This window comes from Mycolicibacterium sp. XJ879 (genome assembly GCF_053483935.1).
The window spans coordinates 218,514-236,629 of the sequence record NZ_JBEFTH010000005.1; the positions used below are offsets into that span (position 1 = coordinate 218,514).

The window sequence follows — 18,116 nt, forward strand, 5'->3', positions numbered from 1 at the left end:
AGAACGCACACGAATCGCTCAGGAACTGAGTGCGTGTTTGATTTCGGCGAGCACCCGCTGCGGGTTCACGGTGAGGTCAAACCACGTGAAACGCAGTACTTTCCATCCGCGCAATGAGATGGCGTTCTGCCGTTTTCGATCGCTGACGAACACCTCTGCGTCGCTGTGGAACGCCCAGCCGTCGACCTCGATCGCCACCTTCTCGTCGGGAAACGCCACATCTACCTTGTAGCCGCCAACCGGATAATTCGTTCGCCAGCCCGTGATGCCCCCTTCGCGCAGGAGTTTCCCGAAGAGGCGTTCAGCTTCGGATCGGGCACCGTCGGAAGCTGCCTGTAACAGCCGCCTGGCTGCTGGTGATCCGTGCCGACCCTTGTTCTTTAGATGGGCGCGCCATAGGTCGCGAAGTTCGACGTGGCGCTGCAGTGCAGAATCCATCAACACGGCACCCCCGCGTAACCGGACGGCAGCCTCAAGGACGGTCAACGCCAACGCGGTAACCCTCAGATCGTCTCGCTCGACGATGTCTGCGGGGTTCAGGTCACGTCGCCGCATCCGGATACCGTCACGGTGCGGATGGTGGCTCGCCCTCGGCACCGTCACGTCGACGACTGGTGGGGCATACCGCGTCAGCCCATGCCACCAGGCTGCTGCGATGCCGCTGGCAACCGCTTGCGGACCGTAACCCCAGACGGCAGCTCGGATTCGCGCTGCATCGGTGAACGGCCGGTCGTCGGCGAAGAACACGCCGGGCGAGCACCGTCGCCAATGTCCGGCGCGGACACGGCGGTCGACCGCATACCTGCTCAGCCCGGCCTGCTGCGCCTGCGCAAGTGTGATCACTCCGTCGTGCCGGCGTAGATAGTCGTCGACCACATTAGGGTTGGACGCGGGACGCGCCCAACCGGTTCCACCCACCGTGATTTGTGTGCGTTATGGCGCGGTCAGCGCAACAGAACGCACACAAATCGCTCAGCTGAGCAGGGCGGGCAGGCGCTGCAGCAGGCCGGGCAGCGCGTCGACCGCGGTCTCGCGCAGCGACACCGTGGCGGCGTCCGACAGCGGGGTGCGGTCGGGGTTGACCTCGACGACGGCCGTGCCCCGGGCCAGCGCCATCTCGGGCAGGCCGGCGGCGGGGTAGACGATCGACGAGGTTCCCACCACGATCACGATGTCGGCGCCGATGACCGCATCCACCGAACGCTGCCAGGCGTCCTCGGGCAGGGCCTCGCCGAACCACACCACTTTCGGCCGGATCAACCCGCCGCACGGACACACCGGTGGCTCGACGGCCTCCACCGGCTCGGGCATCGCGGGCAGATCGCCCTCGAACGCGGAGTTGCAAGCATCGCAATGGAATTCGAACAAACTGCCGTGCAGATGGTAGACCTTCGTGCTGCCGGCACGCTCGTGCAGATCGTCGACGTTCTGGGTGACGACGTGCACGTCGGCGTAGTCCTGCCAGGCCGCGACGGCCAGGTGACCGCTGTTGGGCTGCACCGAACGCATCATGTAGTGGCGCCACAGGTACCACGCCCACACCTTCTCCGGGTTCGCGCGCCAACCCTCAGAGCTGGAAATCTCGTACGGGTCCACCTTTGCCCACAGCCCCGTCTCGACATCCCGGAACGTGGGCACCCCGCTTTCGGCTGAGATGCCCGCACCACTGAGAACTGCAACCTGCACATGTCCAAAGTAGCCGCTTTGGGCGATACTGATGCACGTGGCGGGGTTGGCGGAGTGGGTACGCATCGATCAACGGGCCTCCGGCGCCCTGTTTGACCAGCTGAGAACGCAAGTCATCGACGGAATTCGCGACGGCAGGCTGCCTCCTGGCACTCGGCTGCCGACGGTGCGGGAGCTGGCTGGCCAGTTGGGGCTGGCCGTCAACACGGTCGCGCGCGCCTACCGCGAGCTGGAGTCGAGCGGAATCCTCGAAACGCGGGGGCGGTTCGGCACATTCGTGGCCCGGGTGGACCCCGTCGATCAGGCGATGGCCGCCGCAGCGCACAACTTCGCCTCGGCGGCCAAGGCGATGGGCATGGGCAAGGCCGACGCCCTGCGCTACGTCGAGGCGGCCTTCGACTGAGCCGCGGTGTCGGTCAGCCGAACTCGAGCAGCGTGAACACCGGTCGCACCGGATCGAAGACCGGAATCCGCTGAGCGCTCCACACCAACGTGTTGAAGATCTTGCCGCGGCCGGGCGGGATGGGCACATCGTGCACGGCCCGGATACCCGCGATGTCGTGCACCAGGTCCGCAGCTCGGGACGGGGTCAGGCTGAACGGCATCGCCGGCACCCGGTAACGCAGCGAGGGCCGCAGCAGTCCACTGCGGGCGGCGGCCGCGAACCACGCCGGCGGCAGGTCGAACATCATCTGCCCGCCGGGGAACCGTCTGGCGCATTCGGTGATCAACCCGAGCGCGTCCTCGGGTTGCAGGTACATCAGCAGGCCCTCGGCGGTGACGAACACCCCGTGCTCGGTGTCGACACGGTCCATCCAGCTGTAGTCCAGCGCCGACTGTGCGGCCATCTGCACCCGATCGGAGACAGGCAGCAGCTTGCGGCGCAACTCGATCATCGGCGGGAGATCGACGGTGAGCCAACGAAACTCATGTCCGACATCGGCCGTGTCGAGCCGGTAGAAGCTGGTCTGCAGCCCCTCGGCCAACGCCACCACGGTGGCCTTCGGGTGGTCGCGTAGGTAGCGGCGGGTATGCCGGTCGAAGGCCAACGCCCGCACTGCCATGTCCTGGCGTCGCGAAGACCCGAATTTGGCGAAGTCGAAATCGATGGAATCGACCAGTTGCACGGCCATCGGGTCGTCGAGGATGGAGTCGGGCCGGCGCGCCTCGGTCGCGCGGACCTGCAGGGTCATCAGTGCGGTTTCCGAGACGCCGGTCAACACGGTGCCGTCGGCCTTTGCGGTGGGTGTGGAGCTCACCTGTCCGAATCTACCTACCGCAGAACTTTCTCGACGGTGCGCAGGTTGCGGGTGGTGGTCGACGACTTGTAGCGCTTCTTGCCCATGGTCTTGCCCATGACCGAGCCCAGCGTGGCCGATTTGGCCACCTGCCAGTAGACGACACCTTCCCCGCGGCGGATCTTCTCGAGGTCTCCGGGATCGAGGCTGGCCAGTTCGTCGAGCACTTGCGGGTCGCTGACGAAGGTGACGTAGGAGTGGTGACCTTCGACCTCGCGCTCGAACGGATACGCCTCCGAGATGGCCCTGACCGTGTCCAGGTCGTAGGCCAGCACCCAGGCGTCGTAGCCGAACCGCTCGCGCAGCGCCTTCTCAGCGCGCCGCCGCACTGCTGTCACGTCGGCGGGGCTGTCCAGGAGCACGTTGCCGCTCGCCAAAACCGTTCGGACATCGCGGAATCCGGCCGTCTCGAACGCGTCGGCGACGTCGGCCATCTTCAGGTTGACACCGCCGACGTTGACCCCGCGCAGAAAGGCCGCGTAGCGCGTCATGCGCCGAACTCGAGCAGCGTGAACGAAGGCCTTCGGCGCCGGAACGCACCCAACCGGTCGAGCACCTGGGAGCCGGCCAGCTTCCACAGGCCCCGTGCGGGCGGCATCGGGACATCGCGGGCGACGCGTACGCCCGAGATGCGCCCGGCGAGTGCGACGGCGTCGTCGGGGCTGAGCCCGAACGGCATCGGCGGCGCGATGTAACGGTCGGAGAGCTTGAGCCCGGCCAACGTGCGTTGGCTGAGCCAGGGCGGCACGGAATCGAACATCATCTGCCCGCCGCCGAAGCGTTCGGCGCATTCGGCGATCAGCCCCAGCGCGTCCTCGGGTTGCAGGTACATCAGCAGGCCCTCGGCGGTGATGAAGACGCCGTGCTCGGTGTCGACGTGGTCCATCCAGCTGCGCTCCAGCGCCGACTGAGCCAGCGTCACGATGCGTTCATCGTGGGGCAGCAGCTTGTCGCGCAGCGCGATGACGGCCGGCAAATCGATGGAATACCACGTCAACTCGTCGGCGACGCCGGTGCGCTCGAGCCGCCAGAAGCTGGTCTGCAGCCCTTCGGCCAACGCCACCACCGAAGCCTTGGGATGGGTGGTGAGGAAGTCGCGCGTGGCGGTGTCGAAGGCCACCGCGCGCAACGCGTGCGTCGGGTTGGGCTTGCCGAACTTGAGGTAGTCGTAGTCGATCGCATCGAACAGCGCGACCGCCCACGGGTCGCGGATCACGCCGTCGGACCGCTTCGCCTCGCTGGCGCGGTTGTGCAGCGTCCACAGCGTGGTGGCCGAGACGCCGTCGAGCACGCTGCCGTCGACAGAAGAAGTCATCGACTTCGATCGTAGAGACGTAGTCGTTCGTAGAGACGTAGGCTCAAACCATGGGACGCGACGTGTTCGACGACAAGCTGTTGGCGTTGATCGGCGGGAACTCGCTGGGCGTGCTGGCCACGATCAAGCGCGACGGCCGACCACAGCTGTCGAACGTGTCCTATTACTTCGATGCGCGCGCGTTGACGATCCAGGTGTCGATCACCGAGCCGCGGGCCAAGACGCGCAACCTGCGTCGCGACCCTCGGGCGTCGATCCACGTCAGCTCCGACGACGGCTGGGCGTATGCCGTGGCCGAGGGTGACGCGGTGCTCACCCCGCCGGCCGCCGCGCCCGACGACGACACGGTCGAGGGTTTGATCGCGTTGTACCGCAACATCGCCGGTGAACATCCAGATTGGGACGACTACCGCCGCGCCATGGTCGACGACCGGCGCGTGCTGATGACGCTGCCCATCTCACACGTCTACGGGATGCCGCCCGGTAGGCTATAAACCGCGCGACGGCAGTCGGTGCCGCGCTAGGCTGCCTGTCATGGCTGACGCGCTGCGCGAAGACGACACCAAACGTAAGTTCCGGGAAGCGTTGGAGCGCAAGAAGGCCAAGGCGGCCGGCGGCGGCAATCACAAGGACGGCGGCGCTAAGCAACCGCGGGCGCACGGACCAGTTGAGCATCGCCGGGAGTTCCGGCGCAAGAGCGGCTGATTCCGCGCGGCGATGAGCGCGGCAAACATCACCGCCACACGCAGCAGGCCCTGATCCTCAGCCCCGGCCCACCGAGGCCAGCGTGGCTGCGCCCGCGACGCAGAGCAGCGCGCCGACCGTCGCGCTACGGACGCCGGGCCGGTCGACGAATCCACCATCCATTAGCGGCAGCGGGTTGTTCTCCAGCGGGCGCGGCGTGGGTGGATAGGCCCAAGACCCAGCGGTAACCGCGGTACGCCGACCTCTTGACACCGCTGCGGAGGGCGGTTAACGTCGTCGCAACTTGACCGGCCGGCCGGTAAAGTAAGGAAGGGAACAGAACACACGTGACCGAGACCGACACCACAGTCGAAAAGCCGCAGATTCCAGAGAAGATCTTGGTGGCCGCCGCCCGGGTGATGGGGCGCGAAGGCTTTGCCAACGCCTCCCTGCGTCAGATCGCCGACGAGGCCGGCATGACCAAGGCAGGGCTGTACTACCACGTCGCCAGCAAGGAAGTGCTGCTGTTCGCACTACATGAGCGGTTCGCCGGCAGGCTTTCTGTTTACTCCGAACGGATCGCGGCCGCCGACCTGTCTCCGACCGAAAAGCTGCGCCAGCTGATCAAGCACACCATCGAGACGGCGGTCGTCTATCAATCCGAGGGCACGGTGTTCCTGCGGGAGTACACCCACCTTACCGGCGAGATGGCCGCGACCGTCTTCAAGCAGCGCGACCGCTTCCGGTCGGTCTTCGAAGAAGTGATCGACGAAGGCCTCGCCACCGGTGAATTCCGGCCGGGCAATACGCGTTTGGATGCGCTCGCGATTCTCGGCGCATGCAATTTCACGGCCTTCTGGTTCGACCCCGAGGGCGCGGCAAGCATCGATGAAATCGCCGAGACGTTCGCGGACCGGCTGGTCTACGGCATGGGCGTCCGAGACAACGACAAAGGAGGTCGGGCATGACCGACAAACCGGCACTTCGGATCGGAATCGATACGGGCGGAACCTTCACTGACCTGGTGCTCGCCGAAGGCGAGAACGTGCGCATCGGCACCAAATCGTTGACGACGTACGACGACCTCGCCAACGGTCTGCTGCGCACCGTGGAGAAGGCCGGCCCCGGCGACGCCCCGGTCGATCAGATCGTGCACGGCACGACGGTCGCACTCAACGCGATCCTGACCCGGCGCGGCGCCGACATCGGCATGGTGACCACCCACGGCTACCGCGACCTGCTCGACATGGCCCGTGGCTGGCGGCCTTTCGAGGCGATGGTGGACCCACGCTGGCGCCGGCCCCATGAGCTGCGCCCGATCGTCGAGCGCTATCGCCGCCGCACCGTGGGTGAGCGGCTGATGGCCGACGGCGGGGTGCTGATGACCCTCGACGAAGAGCGCCTGCTGACGGAGGTGGAACGCCTGGTAGCCGACGGGTGCCAGGGCGTCGCAGTGTGCTTCCTGCACGCCTACAAGCATCCGCAGCACGAACAGCGTGCCGCCGAACTCATCCGCGACCGGTTCCCCGGCATCAGCGTGAGCACCTCGGCGGAGGTTGCACCCTTTCCCCGCGAGTACAACCGGTTCTCCACCTGCGTGCTCAACGCCTATGTCCAGCCGCTGATGGAGTCCTACACCACGCGGGTCGAAGACAGGCTGCGCGAGGCCGGCGTCGAGGCTCCGTTGACATTCATGACTAACGACGGCGGCCTGGTCACCGCGGAACAGGTCACGTCACGACCGGTGGCCACGCTCAACAGCGGACCCGTCGGCGGAGTGATGGGTGTGCAGGCCTACGCCGAACGGTTGGCGATGCCCAACCTGGTCGGCTTCGACATGGGCGGCACCAGCACCGAGGTCGCCGTCGTGGTGGACGGCAGAGCCTCGGTGAAACGCGAACTCGAGATCGAGCACGACCTGCTGGTCAGCCTGCCTGTGGTGGAGATCCACAGCATCGGCGCGGGCGGCGGCAGCCTGATCGCGATCGACGAGGGCGGCGGACTCAAGGTGGGTCCGGAAAGCGCGGGCAGTGATCCGGGCCCGGCGTGCTACGGACACGGCGGCACCCAACCGACCGTCACCGATGCGTTCCTACTGCTGGGCGTGCTGGATGCCAAGGTGCCGCTGGGCGGTGAGATCTATCCGGACGTCGCGGCCGCAGAGAAGGCGTTCGCGCCGCTGGCTGCAGCGTTGGGTCTGAGCCCCGCCGACGTGGCGCGCACCGCGACCGAAGTCGCCATCCACAACATGGCCGAGGCGGTTCGCCGGCTCACGGTGTACCGCGGTGCCGACCCGCGTGAGTTCGGGCTCGTCAGCTACGGCGCGGCCGGCCCGCTGGTCGCCAGCCAGATCGCCCGCACCCTGCAGATGCCGCGCGTGGTGATCCCGTCCCTGTCCGGGGTGTTCTCGGCGTTCGGTTTGCTGACGGCTCAGGCGTTCGAGGAGGAGGTCACGCCGGTCATGGCGACGGTCACCGCAGAGGTTGCCGACGACGTGTTCGCCCGGGCCCGGCAGAGCCTGGACACACTCGTACGTCAACTGCGCGACCGCGGTAACAGCGACGTCGTCGTGGAAGCCTGGCTCGACGCCACCTATCTCGGTCAGCGCTGGGAACTGGCGGCCGTCATCGACCCGTCGCATGGCGAGCCGCTGCAGCATCTGACCGAAGCCTTCGCCGCCGCACATGACCGTCAGTTCGGATACAGCCTCTCGGCACCGATCTACGTGCAAACGCTGCGAACCCGCGCGGTGTCGACCGATCAACGGCGGCTGTTCCCACCTCGGTTGACCAACAGCGAACCGGCGCAACCCAGGCGCCGTCGCGACATCACCTTGATGGGCCAGCTGAACCGGGATGTACCCGTGTACAACGCCGACGAGTTCGCACCCGATCAGGTGGTGGCGGGCCCGGCCGTGATCGAGGCGCAGACCTACACCGGCGTGCTTGTCGCCGGAGATGTGGCGAAAGTCAACGAATTCGGCGATGTGGTCATCGAGATCGAGGAGAACAACCAGTGACAACTCTGGCACCCCAACCGGTTTCAGTCCTTGGCGCCAAGGACGTCGAAGCTCGCTACGGCGTTGACATCACCACCGCCGAAGTCATCCGGCACGCTTTGGAACACATCGGCCTGCAGATGCAGATCAAGATCAACACCGCGTCGCTGAGCCCGCTACTCAGTGAGGTGAACGACTTCGGCATCGGGTTGTTGGCGCCCCGAGATCCGGAGCGCGACCTGGACTTCGATGCGATCGCGATGGGTACCGCGGCGCCGGGGCACTACGTGATCAACCAGTTCTACGCGCGGATGGCCATCGAGCACTGGGGCGTGGAGAACTTCAAGCCCGGCGACGTCATCATCTTCAACGAGCCGTACCGCGGGGGCAGCCACATCAACGATGTCGGCACCCTGATGCCGATCTTCCACGACGGGGAGCTGGTCGGCTTTGCCGCCGCGATCACCCACTGGCTCGACATCGGCGGTCCGATCCCCACCGGGTTCGGGCCGGGCCTGCAGCGGGACATGTACGCCGAAGGGATCCGGATCTCTCCGCGGCACCTTTATCGCGAGGGCAAACTCGTACGTGAAACCGTCGAACTATTCACCGGGCAAACCCGGATCCCGGATATCAGCGTCAACGACCTCCAGGTCATCCATTCGGCGCTGGCGTTGGGCGCCGAAATGGTGTTGCGCTACGTCGACCGCTACGGACGCGACGCCTACGCGGGCGCGGTGCAGTACTCCCTCGACCACACCGAGCGCGCGATGCGCGCGGCGTTGAGCCAGATCCCGGACGGTGAATACACCGCCGAGGACTACATGGACAACGACATGAACGGTGATCCCATGTTGATCCGCTGCACGGTGCGCAAGCGCGGCGGTGAGGTAGAGGTCGACTACTCCGGCTCGTCGCGCAACGAATGGGGCGGCTTCGCCTGCACTTGGTCCGATGGGGTCTCCGGCGCCCATCTGGGGTTGCAAGTGGCGCTGCCGGAGTCGATCAGCCCCAACGCCGGTGCCTACCGTCCGGTTCACGTCGTATTGCCACCGGGAAGCTGTCTGCACGCGCTGCCCCCGATGGCCACCAACGCCGGGCACACCATGTTCATCGCCAAGGCGATCAATTTGGTGAAAAAAGCTCTATCGCAGGCAGACCCATCCATGGCAGTGGCCGAGAACTACGACGACGTGCTGTTCATGAGTTTCGCCGGTGCTGATACCCGCAGCGGCTTTCCCATTCCGTTCATTTCGATGAACCTGTTCCAGGGACCGTTCGGCGGTACGGCGCAGAGCGACGGCAGTTGCTACACCTTTCAGGAGGGCGGCAACTGCGTGGTGACCTCGGTCGAACTCGAGGAAGAAGCTTTCCCGGTGCTGCTGCTGGAACGCGAATTCGTTGCGGACACAGCCGGATCCGGGCAGTATCGCGGGGGTCCGGCCACCCGCTCCGTGATGGTCCCACTGGTGGATTGCGAAAGCTCGTTCCAGCTTGATCAGTGCCGGATCGGGCCTCGGGGTGCGATGGGCGGCGATAACGGAGCCACTGCTCACATCAAGGTTTATCGTGACGCACTCGACGCCTGGGCCTCCGGAGGCGACCTCGAGGAACCGGAAGTGCTCGCCGGCATCGTCGACGAGTCCGGCCAGCTGGTGAGCGAAGAAGTCCCCGGTGTCACCGAATTCCGGTCCAGTAAACAGGCCGGCGTGCTCATCGGCGCCCGCGACGTCGTCGTCCATCAGACCCCTGGCGCGGGCGGCTGCGGTGACCCCGCCCTGCGTGATCCGAACGCAATCGCGCGCGACATCCGCAACGACATTGTGACCGCCGGCAACTGACCCGACGCCGCTGCTATCTGGAGGAGTACCCGTGAAGATCTTCCCTCAGCCAACAGAGCTGTTCATCAGCGAGCCGACCGAGGAGGTTGACGATGGCTGTGAGCGCTGCGGTGCCCAGGCGCTGGCCCGCTACCGCGTGGTCGACTACCGCGGTTGGCTGCGTGTCGTCAAATGCCGGTCGTGCCTGCACACCGCGGATGAGGAGCGGATTGAATCCCCGGTGCTTTCCGGAGACCTGTAGTGGACACGCCGATAGGAGAGTTCGACATCCTCGACTCCGTGCTGAGTGCGGTCGTCGAACGGTGGGCCGCCCACGATCCCGATCGGGTGTGCATCGTGCAGGACGACGGGATCAAGGTCACCTATCGTGAGCTCGACCAGCGCGCGTCGGCTGTCGCCGCCGCGTTGCGGGACCGTGGGGTGGAGGCCGGCGACCGGGTGATGACGTTGGTTCCCAACGATGTTCGGTCCGTCTACCTGATGTTGGGCCTCAACAAGATCGGTGCCATCGAGGTGCCGATCAACCCGGGCCTGGTGGGTGCGAGCCTGCGCCACGTGTTGCAGGACGCCGCACCAAAGGCGGCCGTGATCGACAGCGGACACCGTCAAGTCATCGAGGAGGCGCTGCCCGAAGGCGTCTGCCGGCTGATCGTCGAGGTGATACCGGAACGCGGCGCGCCGGCCACCGGCCAAGAAGTGCTGGACACGTTCATCGCCAGCACCGGTGCGCCAGTGAAGACTTCCGCACTCGGCCCGGACACCGCATCGATCATGTACACCTCGGGCACCACCGGCCTGCCCAAGGGTGCGGTGCTGCCGCATCGCGCCACCGTGCACATGGGTGCGCGCACCGGGCGGGCGCTGGGGCTGAACCCGGATGACACCCTGATCACCGTGCTGCCGCTGTTCCATGGCGGGGGCAAGTACATGAACGTGGGCGCGTGCCTGATGGCGGGCACTCGACTGGTGCTGGTTCGCAAGTTCAGCGCGAGCAAGTTCTGGGAACAGGCGCGTCACCACCGGGTGACGGTGGCCCACATGGTGGTGTCGATGGCGCACTTTCTACTGGCCCAACCGGAGTCGCCCGCGGACCGAACCAACGAAATCACCCGTGCGTTGATCGTCCCTGCTCCACAGGCGCTGATCTCGACCTTCGCGCAGCGGTTCGACATCCCGATCTTCGAGATGTATGGCGCCACCGAGATCAACATCCCGATCCTGAACTCGGCCGATGACACCGCTCCGGTCGGCTCGTGCGGGCGACCGGTCGAGCCCTACCGGGTGCACGTCGTCGACGAGTACGACCGCGCGCTGCCACCCGGCGAAGTGGGCGAACTCTGCATCAGCTGCGAGGAGCCGTGGGCGATGACCACCGGCTACTGGAATCAGCCCGAGGAGACGCTGAATGTCATGCGTAACTTCTGGTTCCACACCGGTGACGCCGGCCGGATCGACGGGGACGGCTACGTCTACTACGTCGACCGGCTCAAGGAGATGATCCGCCGCCGCGGCGAGAACATCTCACCGCGCATCGTCGAGGACGCGATCAACACGATCGACGGTGTGGTGGAGTGCGGTGCCTACCCGGTGCCGTCGGAGTTCGGCGAAGACGAGATCGCTGTTGCAGTCGTCGCGGAACCGGGCCGTACGCCCGGCCTCGACGACATCGCTGCGGTGTGCACAGCAGCGTTGCCGCGGTTCGCGATACCGCGCTACATCCGATTTGTCGACGAACTACCCAAGACCGAAACCGCCAAGGTCCAAAAGTTCAAGCTCAAGCAGCAGGGCCTGGCCAACGCGGTGGAACTGCCGCAACTCACCAATCAAGGAGCACGACGATGAAATTGGAAGGCCGCTGCGCCATCGTGACCGGCGCCGCATCCGGCATGGGCCGGGCCACCGCACAAACCCTGCATAAGGCAGGCGCCAACGTGGTGATGCTCGACGTTGCCGAGGAGTTACTGCAGCAGGCAGCCGCCGAACTGGGTGACGGCGCGATTGCGGTGCGCACCGATGTCAGCGACGCCGAACAGGTCGAGACTGCGGTGCGACTGGCCACCGAGCGGTTCGGCACCGTGCACGCCGCGGCCAACTGTGCCGGTATCCCGTCGGCGATGAAAACGGTGTCCAAGGGTGTCCCGCACAGCCTCGAGGTGTGGCAGCGCGTGATCGACGTCAACCTGACCGGGGTGTTCAACGTGATCCGGCTCGCCGCGGCGCAGATGGTGACGAACGAACCGGACCCGGAAACAACCGAACGTGGGGTCCTGGTCAACATAGCGTCCGGGGCCGCCTGGGACGGCACACGTGGCACCGTGGCTTACGCCGCCAGCAAGGCCGGCGTCGTCGGAATGTCGATGCCGATCGCCCGCGATCTCGCTAACGACGGAATACGCTGTGTCTCAGTCGTTCCCGGAGTCTTCGAGACCGGTATGGCTGGTGAGGTGTCAGAGGCGGTGCTTGCGTCTCTGCAGGATTCGGTGTTGTTTCCGAAGCGGATGGGTGACCCACCCGAGATCGGGCGGCTGATCGAGCACATCATCACCAATTCCTACTTCAACGCCACCTGCATCAGCTTGGATGCCGGACTGCGCGCCCGCCACTAGGAGCACATCGACCTCATGCCAACCATTTTGGAAACGTATCGTGACGGCCGGGTGGAGTGGCTGTGCCTCAACCGGCCCGACGTCCTCAACGCATTCGACAGGAACCTGCTTGTCGCACTGCGTGATGCGCTGCTGAAGGCGACCGCCGATCCCGATGTGCGCGTGATAGCGCTGACCGGCGCCGGGCGGGCGTTCAGCGCCGGTGGCGACCTCAAGCTCGTGCTGGCTGAGATGGGCCAAAGCATCGAAGGCCCGAATGCGCCAGCATCGAGCGTGGAGACGTTCTCCGCGCTGCGTAAGTGCCCCAAACCGGTGATCGCCGCGGTCAACGGCCCCGCCGTCGCCGGCGGGTTCGAGCTGCTGCTGTTCTGTGATGTGCTCTTCGCCGCGGAAAGCGCCACGTTCGCCGACGGACACGCCAAGTACGGGCTGTTTCCCGGTGGGGGCGGGGCGGCGGTCTTGCCCCGCCGCATCGGTGCGCAGCGCGCCAAAGCCCTGTTGTTCAGCGGTGAACCGATCTCGGCGGCGACGGCGCGCGATTGGGGCCTGGTCTACGAGGTGGTTCCCGACGACCAGTTGAGGACCACGGTCGAACAATACTGCGCGAAGCTTGCCGCCAAGAGTCCGCTGGTCCTCAGCGCGATGAAAGAGGTAGCCAACGCCGCTTTGGATCGCGACGAGGAGATGGGATTGCGCGAGGAGATGCGGGTCCTGCAGAACCACATGCAGAGCAAGGATTTCCAAGAAGGGCTGACCGCATTCATCGAGAAGCGCGAACCCGTATTCGAAGGACGATAGCGAGATGAACACCTACATACTCGGGGTCTACGCGACGAGCGTCGGCAAGTTCCCCGACAAAAGCCCCAAGGATCTCACCCGTGAGGCCTACCTCGGCGTGCTCGCCGACGCCCAGCTGGAGAACACCGACGTGATCGGTGCGGCGTGGTTCTCGAACATGCTGATGGAAAACCAGGGACAGCCGTATCTGAAGGGCCAGTTGTGCTTCACCCCGCTGGTCAATGACGGCTTGGCCCCGCGCGGTATGCCCATCACGAACGTCGAAGGCGGTTGCGCCGCAGGCTCGCAGGCCTTCAACAATGCAGTCAGAGAGGTGCAGTCAGGGCACAGCGAGGTGGCGCTGGCCATCGGAGTAGAGAAGATGTTCGACCCGGACAACCCCCGGGCGGCGCTACGCGGGATGGAGGGCGCGCTGGACTGGCTGGAACCGCAGTCGTGGCGTGACCTCTACCAACGCACCGCCGCGGCCAACGGTATGACGTTCGAGACCGCTCCGGAGCGGAGTCTGGCGATGGACCTCTACGGGATGTGGGCTCATACCCACATGCAGGCGTATGGGACCACGGCGGAGCAACTCGCCGTCGCGGCGGCCAAGAACCACACCAACTCCGTGCACAACCCGCGCGCCCAGTACCAATTCCCGCTGACGGTGCAACAGGTGCTCGAGGACCGGATGGTCAGCGACCCGCTGACTAGGGCAATGTGCGCGCCCGTCGGTGACGGTGCCGCCGCCGCGCTGGTCTGCTCGCAATCCTATCTCGACAGCTGCCCGGCCGAGGTGCGCGAACGGGCTATCCGAGTGCGGGCCAGCGAGGTCGCGTGCGGGGTGTTCGACACCTCCTGGGAAGACGAGCGCGCACCGGTGATAGCTGGGCGCCGTGCCTTTCGCAACGCCGGTCTGACTCCAGCTGACATCGATTTGGTCGAGTTGCACGATGCGAGTTCGTTCGCCGAAATCCATATCCTCGAGGATCTCGGCTTCTGCGAACGTGGCAAGGGTGGCGAGTTCACCGCCTCTGGTGCCACCGCGGTCGGTGGCGAGCTTCCGGTTAACGCGTCGGGAGGGTTGGTTTCGCGCGGGCATCCGATCGGGGCGACCGGGCTGATGATGCTCAATGAGATCACCATCCAACTGCGTGGTGAAGCGGGCGGTAACGCCGTGGCCAACCCCCGCTACGGCCTCGCGGAAAACGGCGGCGGGGTTATCGGCAACGACAATGCGGTCTGCGCGGTGACCATCCTGGAGGCTCCGGGCGCCTAGCTCACATCGCGCGGACGAGGGGGGCGAGTTCGACCGCCATCCGGAGGTTCAGGCTGCTCGAGGCGATCGGCCGGCCGAGGTGCTCCTCGATCCGTTCCAGGCGTTTGATCACCGTGTTCGGATGCACGTACATCCGGCGCGCCGTGCGGGTGGGGCTGGCCAACTCGTCGAGATAGATCTGCAAGGTTTCCAGCAGTCGGCAAGTGGCTTCGTCGGTGGCCACGAGCCGGCCGAGTTCGCGATCGACCAGGGCGCGGGCTGCGGCGAGATCACGTGTGGCCAAGGCGAGATGGGCGACGTCCTCGAATAACACAACACCGTTGCGCGACGTGGCGCCGGCGACGCGGTGGCCTTCCAGCGCTTCGGCCCGGGTCTGGCGGAAGCCGGACAGGCCTTCGTGCGGAGCGCCCATGCACAGTAGAACCGAGTCGGGTACCGCCAGGTCCTTCAGCGCCTCGCGCCAGTTGTCCCGTAGCGGACTGAACCAACCGTAGCAGCCGTCCGGCTCCCGCATCGCCAGGTGATGCCGGGCGCCGAGGCGCGCGCCGAGGCGCGACAGCGTGGTGCCCAACCGGTCGGCCAGCTCATGATGACCCTCGAACGTTGCGACGTAAGCGATCTGCGTGGTGTTGAACTCGTGGCGTAGCAAGAGCTCGGCCTCGGCCTGTTCGAGTTCGCCGGCCAGCACCCGGGTGACCACCTCATGGCGGGCGGCCGCGTTGCGCATCTGATGGAGCGAGCGCGCCGCCTGGTAGGCGCGTGCGGTCTGGGTACCGACGGAATTGAAGTACTCGAACAGTCGTGCCGACGCGAATTCGAGTAGTTCTCCGCGATGCTCTGGCCGCACCCCGTGGTGCGGGCTGCGCAACGCCGTCAGCAACTGACCCCAGAGGTGGGCATGCATTTTGTCGAAGGACCTCAACAGCACCGACAGCGCAGGGGTTTCGTCACGGGCGAGTCGACGCGTGTAGTCGTCGAACACGGCGGGCAGAATCACCTGGGTCATCTCATCCGGCCTGCCCAGCACTTGACGCACGGTATCCACATGCGCGCCGATGGCCTCGCGGACATGGACTTCCGGACGGTGCGGGGCGAATGCGAGTTCGGGCAGTTCGCCCAGCACCTCTGTGGTGAGCTGATCGAGGATGGTGTCGTGTTCGCCGGTCATCCAGACGGACAGCCATCTCCACGGCTGTGACGACGCATCGTCTCGACACGCCCCCGGGGTGATGGTGGGAGTGCTCATTGCGCCGACGCTAGGAGGACCGCGTCCGGTCGCGCTTTCTGCGGAGCGCACGAAACCGCTCCCCGAGCGCACGGCGTTCGGTGCCTGCCCGGCCATTGGTCGCTGACACCACTCGACTGTGGCCGGGTACGACATTGTCGCTGCCCAGACCGGCCGCGAAGGTGGACCTCACGAACACCGCGACGATCCAGCGAAAGGGTCGCAATGGCAACAACGACGATCAGTATCGACACCGGTGGAACATTCACCGACGGGTTCGTCATCCACGACGGCCGGGTCCACACGGTGAAGACGTTGACCACTCCACACGACCTGCTGGTGTGTTTCCGGGCGGTCCTCGAAGCCGCGGCCGAATCGGTCGGTGTCAGCGTTGCGGAGATGCTGCGCACCACCGACGTGGTGCGGTACGCGACCACCGTAGGCACCAATCAGGTCCTCGAACGGACCGGGCCCCGGCTCGGCCTGTTGACCGCGCAGCCAGCCGAAACTTCCGCGGGAGTCGGCGTTTTCGTCGAACCGGAGATGGTGGCCGAGTTGGCATGCGGAGCCGATGACGAAACCACGGTGCTCCCGCCGATCAGGGATCTGCTGCATCGCGGGGCGCGCGGTCTGGTGGTGGCCATCCATGACAGCACCGATGACGACGCCGCGGCCGAACGGGTCGCCGAAATCTTCTTGCAGAACTATCCGCGGCACTGTCTCGACGCGGTGCCACTGTTGACTGCCGGCGTGGTGGCGGCGGATTCCGATGCGGCCCGCCGGACCGCGACCGCGCTGTTCAACGCCTACGTCCATCCGTCGGCGGCCGACTTCCTCTACCGCGCCGAGGACCACTTGAGGTCGCTGGGCTACCGCAGGCCGCTACTGATCGTGCACAACGACGGCGGCGCGGCCCGAGTGGCCCGCACCGTCGCGGCCAAAACCTACAACTCGGGTCCGATGGCAGGGCTGCTCGGCGCCCGCGAAATCGCCCGCGACTACGGCATCGATTCGCTGGTCACCGTCGACATGGGTGGGACGAGCCTGGACGTTGGCGTCGTCAGTGACGGCGTGGTGCGGATGCTCGACCACGGTCTGGTCGCCGGCGTCGAGGTATCCCTGTCCCTGCCGCAGCTGGAACCCTTTGGCGCCGGGGGCGGTTCGATCGCTTGGCTGGATGGCGACGAGGTGCGCGTCGGGCCGCGCAGCGCCGGAGCATATCCCGGGCCGGCCTGCTTCGGCCTGGGCGGCACGGAACCGACAGTTACCGATGCGGACGCGGTACTGGGAATCCTGCGGCCCGAGGCATTCCTGGGTGGCTCGATGCCGCTGGACGTGGCGGCGGCGCAGCGCGCCTATCAGGGGCTCGCGGAAGCGCTCGGACTTGGCGTCAGTGAAACCGCCGCCCGTGTCCGGGCCGCCCTGCATCGCCAGACCGGTCGGCAGTTGGCAGCGCAGCTCAGCGCCTGGGGCATCGACCCGGCCGAGTCGACCATGCTGGCCTTCGGCGGCAACGGCCCGACGCACTGTGTGGCGATCGCCCAGGCGGCGGGTATCCGGGACGTACTGGTGATGCCGTACGCACCGGTGTTCTCGGCGTACGGCGCGTCCACCGTCGACATCGTGCACCGCCACGAAGCGCCCGCACCCGGTGTCGGCGAACCCGATCCGCAGCCGCGACTGCGCGATGCGGTCTTGCGCGATATGCGGGGCGAAGGCTACAGCGCCGAAGTCGTCCAGATCGAGACGGCACAGTGCCTTCGCGACGGACTCAGCTACGTCACCGTCGAGGGACGTTATCCGTTGCCGCGGCCCCAATCGGCCGCAGTCGCCGGCGGTGCCGATGTCGCCGCCCGGTCGGTAGAGGTGTTCTGGGACGAGCACGGCCTTCTGCCCACCGCGATCATCGACCAGAAGCACACTTCACCGGAGTACGAGCTGGCTGGACCGGCACTGATCGACGGTGTCGCGTCGACCTGTGTCGTGCCACCCGGTTGGACCTTGACGATCGATGACCGCGGCGCATTCCGGTTGCGCCCCAACGGCGCCGGGAAGGACCAAGCATGACCAGCACCATCACGATCACCGAATACCTCGGCATCGATCCGAGAACCCGGCGTTGGGTGTGCCTGCGCTGCGCACACGACATCGGGCCGGCCGACTCCGACTACAAGCGCGGTCTGCTGCTCTACGACCGCGATCCGCGCGACATCTACCCCGCGGGTCTGCCCGGCGATCGCGGCTACCACCCGGATCCTCAGTGGTGCCGCATCGTCGAGTACTACTGCCCGGGCTGTGCCAGTCAGGTGGAGACCGAGTACCTGCCGCCAGGACATCCGCTGACGCGCGATATGGACATCGACGTCGATGCGCTGATCGCCGGCGACGAGGCATAGGAGAGCAC

General features: G+C 66.2%; 19 protein-coding genes and 1 pseudogene. 13 read left to right on the forward strand and 7 right to left on the reverse strand.

The features are described 5' to 3' along the window. Nucleotides 1–18 precede the first annotated feature (18 nt). Nucleotides 19–876: a PDDEXK-like endonuclease domain-containing protein gene (locus ABQF13_RS13905; protein ID WP_448393571.1), complete on the reverse strand. Its 858-nt coding sequence runs from the start codon at nucleotides 874–876 to the stop codon at nucleotides 19–21. 96 nt (nucleotides 877–972) lie between these two features. Beyond that, entirely contained in the window at nucleotides 973–1,686 is a 714-nt protein-coding gene (locus ABQF13_RS13910) for an NAD-dependent deacylase (RefSeq protein WP_448393334.1), read from the reverse strand. Between the two features lie 37 nt (nucleotides 1,687–1,723). Between ABQF13_RS13910 and ABQF13_RS13915 the strand changes: the two genes are divergently transcribed. After that, nucleotides 1,724–2,089: an Rv1152 family transcriptional regulator gene (locus ABQF13_RS13915; RefSeq protein ID WP_448393335.1), complete on the forward strand. Its 366-nt coding sequence runs from the start codon at nucleotides 1,724–1,726 to the stop codon at nucleotides 2,087–2,089. Between the two features lie 13 nt (nucleotides 2,090–2,102). Here ABQF13_RS13915 and ABQF13_RS13920 read toward each other — a convergent pair whose 3' ends face one another. The 3 genes from ABQF13_RS13920 to ABQF13_RS13930 are packed head-to-tail and all read right to left on the reverse strand — an operon-like array spanning nucleotide 2,103 to nucleotide 4,299. Next, nucleotides 2,103–2,945 (reverse strand): class I SAM-dependent methyltransferase, encoded by an 843-nt coding sequence (locus ABQF13_RS13920; protein WP_448393336.1) that lies wholly within the window; start codon nucleotides 2,943–2,945, stop codon nucleotides 2,103–2,105. A gap of 14 nt (nucleotides 2,946–2,959) precedes the next feature. Further along, nucleotides 2,960–3,475: a DUF1697 domain-containing protein gene (locus ABQF13_RS13925; RefSeq protein WP_448393337.1), complete on the reverse strand. Its 516-nt coding sequence runs from the start codon at nucleotides 3,473–3,475 to the stop codon at nucleotides 2,960–2,962. Next, nucleotides 3,472–4,299, reverse strand: coding sequence for a class I SAM-dependent methyltransferase (locus ABQF13_RS13930; RefSeq protein ID WP_448393338.1), 828 nt, complete (start codon nucleotides 4,297–4,299; stop codon nucleotides 3,472–3,474). Before ABQF13_RS13930 ends, ABQF13_RS13925 begins: the two co-directional genes overlap by 4 nt. 50 nt (nucleotides 4,300–4,349) lie before the next feature. Between ABQF13_RS13930 and ABQF13_RS13935 the strand changes: the two genes are divergently transcribed. Then, nucleotides 4,350–4,793, forward strand: a complete 444-nt coding sequence (locus ABQF13_RS13935; protein WP_448393339.1) for a PPOX class F420-dependent oxidoreductase — start codon at nucleotides 4,350–4,352, stop codon at nucleotides 4,791–4,793. A 40-nt stretch (nucleotides 4,794–4,833) separates the two neighbouring features. After that, nucleotides 4,834–5,004, forward strand: coding sequence for a DUF5302 domain-containing protein (locus ABQF13_RS13940; RefSeq protein ID WP_448393340.1), 171 nt, complete (start codon nucleotides 4,834–4,836; stop codon nucleotides 5,002–5,004). Here the strand turns inward: ABQF13_RS13940 and ABQF13_RS13945 are convergent. Continuing rightward, a pseudogene (locus ABQF13_RS13945) lies at nucleotides 4,923–5,196 on the reverse strand (hypothetical protein); the annotation flags it as partial. The gene ABQF13_RS13940 and the pseudogene ABQF13_RS13945 sit on opposite strands and share 82 nt — an antisense overlap. A gap of 134 nt (nucleotides 5,197–5,330) precedes the next feature. Here ABQF13_RS13945 and ABQF13_RS13950 point away from each other — a divergent pair. From ABQF13_RS13950 to ABQF13_RS13985, 8 genes are read left to right on the forward strand one after another with little or no spacing between them, the layout of a single operon-like run. Further along, nucleotides 5,331–5,951 carry a TetR/AcrR family transcriptional regulator gene (locus ABQF13_RS13950; protein ID WP_448393341.1) on the forward strand — a complete coding sequence of 207 codons (621 nt, stop codon included), beginning with the start codon at nucleotides 5,331–5,333 and terminating at the stop codon, nucleotides 5,949–5,951. Further along, nucleotides 5,948–8,002, forward strand: a complete 2,055-nt coding sequence (locus ABQF13_RS13955) for a hydantoinase/oxoprolinase family protein (protein ID WP_448393342.1) — start codon at nucleotides 5,948–5,950, stop codon at nucleotides 8,000–8,002. The genes ABQF13_RS13950 and ABQF13_RS13955 overlap by 4 nt, the downstream gene beginning before the upstream one ends. Further along, nucleotides 7,999–9,822, forward strand: a complete 1,824-nt coding sequence (locus tag ABQF13_RS13960; protein WP_448393343.1) for a hydantoinase B/oxoprolinase family protein — start codon at nucleotides 7,999–8,001, stop codon at nucleotides 9,820–9,822. Before ABQF13_RS13955 ends, ABQF13_RS13960 begins: the two co-directional genes overlap by 4 nt. Before the next feature lie 31 nt (nucleotides 9,823–9,853). Further along, a complete protein-coding gene (locus ABQF13_RS13965; RefSeq protein WP_448393344.1) occupies nucleotides 9,854–10,063 on the forward strand; it encodes a hypothetical protein in 210 nt (69 codons plus the stop codon). Beyond that, nucleotides 10,063–11,664: a class I adenylate-forming enzyme family protein gene (locus ABQF13_RS13970; RefSeq protein ID WP_448393345.1), complete on the forward strand. Its 1,602-nt coding sequence runs from the start codon at nucleotides 10,063–10,065 to the stop codon at nucleotides 11,662–11,664. Before ABQF13_RS13965 ends, ABQF13_RS13970 begins: the two co-directional genes overlap by 1 nt. After that, a complete protein-coding gene (locus ABQF13_RS13975; protein ID WP_448393346.1) occupies nucleotides 11,661–12,428 on the forward strand; it encodes an SDR family NAD(P)-dependent oxidoreductase in 768 nt (255 codons plus the stop codon). The genes ABQF13_RS13970 and ABQF13_RS13975 overlap by 4 nt, the downstream gene beginning before the upstream one ends. Before the next feature lie 15 nt (nucleotides 12,429–12,443). Continuing rightward, nucleotides 12,444–13,226, forward strand: a complete 783-nt coding sequence (locus ABQF13_RS13980; RefSeq protein WP_448393347.1) for an enoyl-CoA hydratase/isomerase family protein — start codon at nucleotides 12,444–12,446, stop codon at nucleotides 13,224–13,226. Nucleotides 13,227–13,230: 4 nt separating this feature from the next. Next, complete coding sequence (locus ABQF13_RS13985) at nucleotides 13,231–14,487, forward strand: thiolase family protein (protein ID WP_448393348.1); 1,257 nt, start codon at nucleotides 13,231–13,233, stop codon at nucleotides 14,485–14,487. A gap of 1 nt (nucleotide 14,488) precedes the next feature. Here ABQF13_RS13985 and ABQF13_RS13990 read toward each other — a convergent pair whose 3' ends face one another. After that, nucleotides 14,489–15,733, reverse strand: a complete 1,245-nt coding sequence (locus ABQF13_RS13990; protein WP_448393349.1) for a PucR family transcriptional regulator — start codon at nucleotides 15,731–15,733, stop codon at nucleotides 14,489–14,491. 204 nt (nucleotides 15,734–15,937) lie between these two features. Here ABQF13_RS13990 and ABQF13_RS13995 point away from each other — a divergent pair, with 204 nt between their 5' ends. Further along, nucleotides 15,938–17,779, forward strand: coding sequence for a hydantoinase/oxoprolinase family protein (locus tag ABQF13_RS13995; RefSeq protein WP_448393350.1), 1,842 nt, complete (start codon nucleotides 15,938–15,940; stop codon nucleotides 17,777–17,779). Then, the gene (locus ABQF13_RS14000) at nucleotides 17,776–18,108 is read left to right on the forward strand and encodes an acetone carboxylase subunit gamma (protein ID WP_448393351.1); all 333 of its coding nucleotides are present in this window, start codon (nucleotides 17,776–17,778) and stop codon (nucleotides 18,106–18,108) included. The genes ABQF13_RS13995 and ABQF13_RS14000 overlap by 4 nt, the downstream gene beginning before the upstream one ends. Nucleotides 18,109–18,116 lie beyond the last annotated feature (8 nt).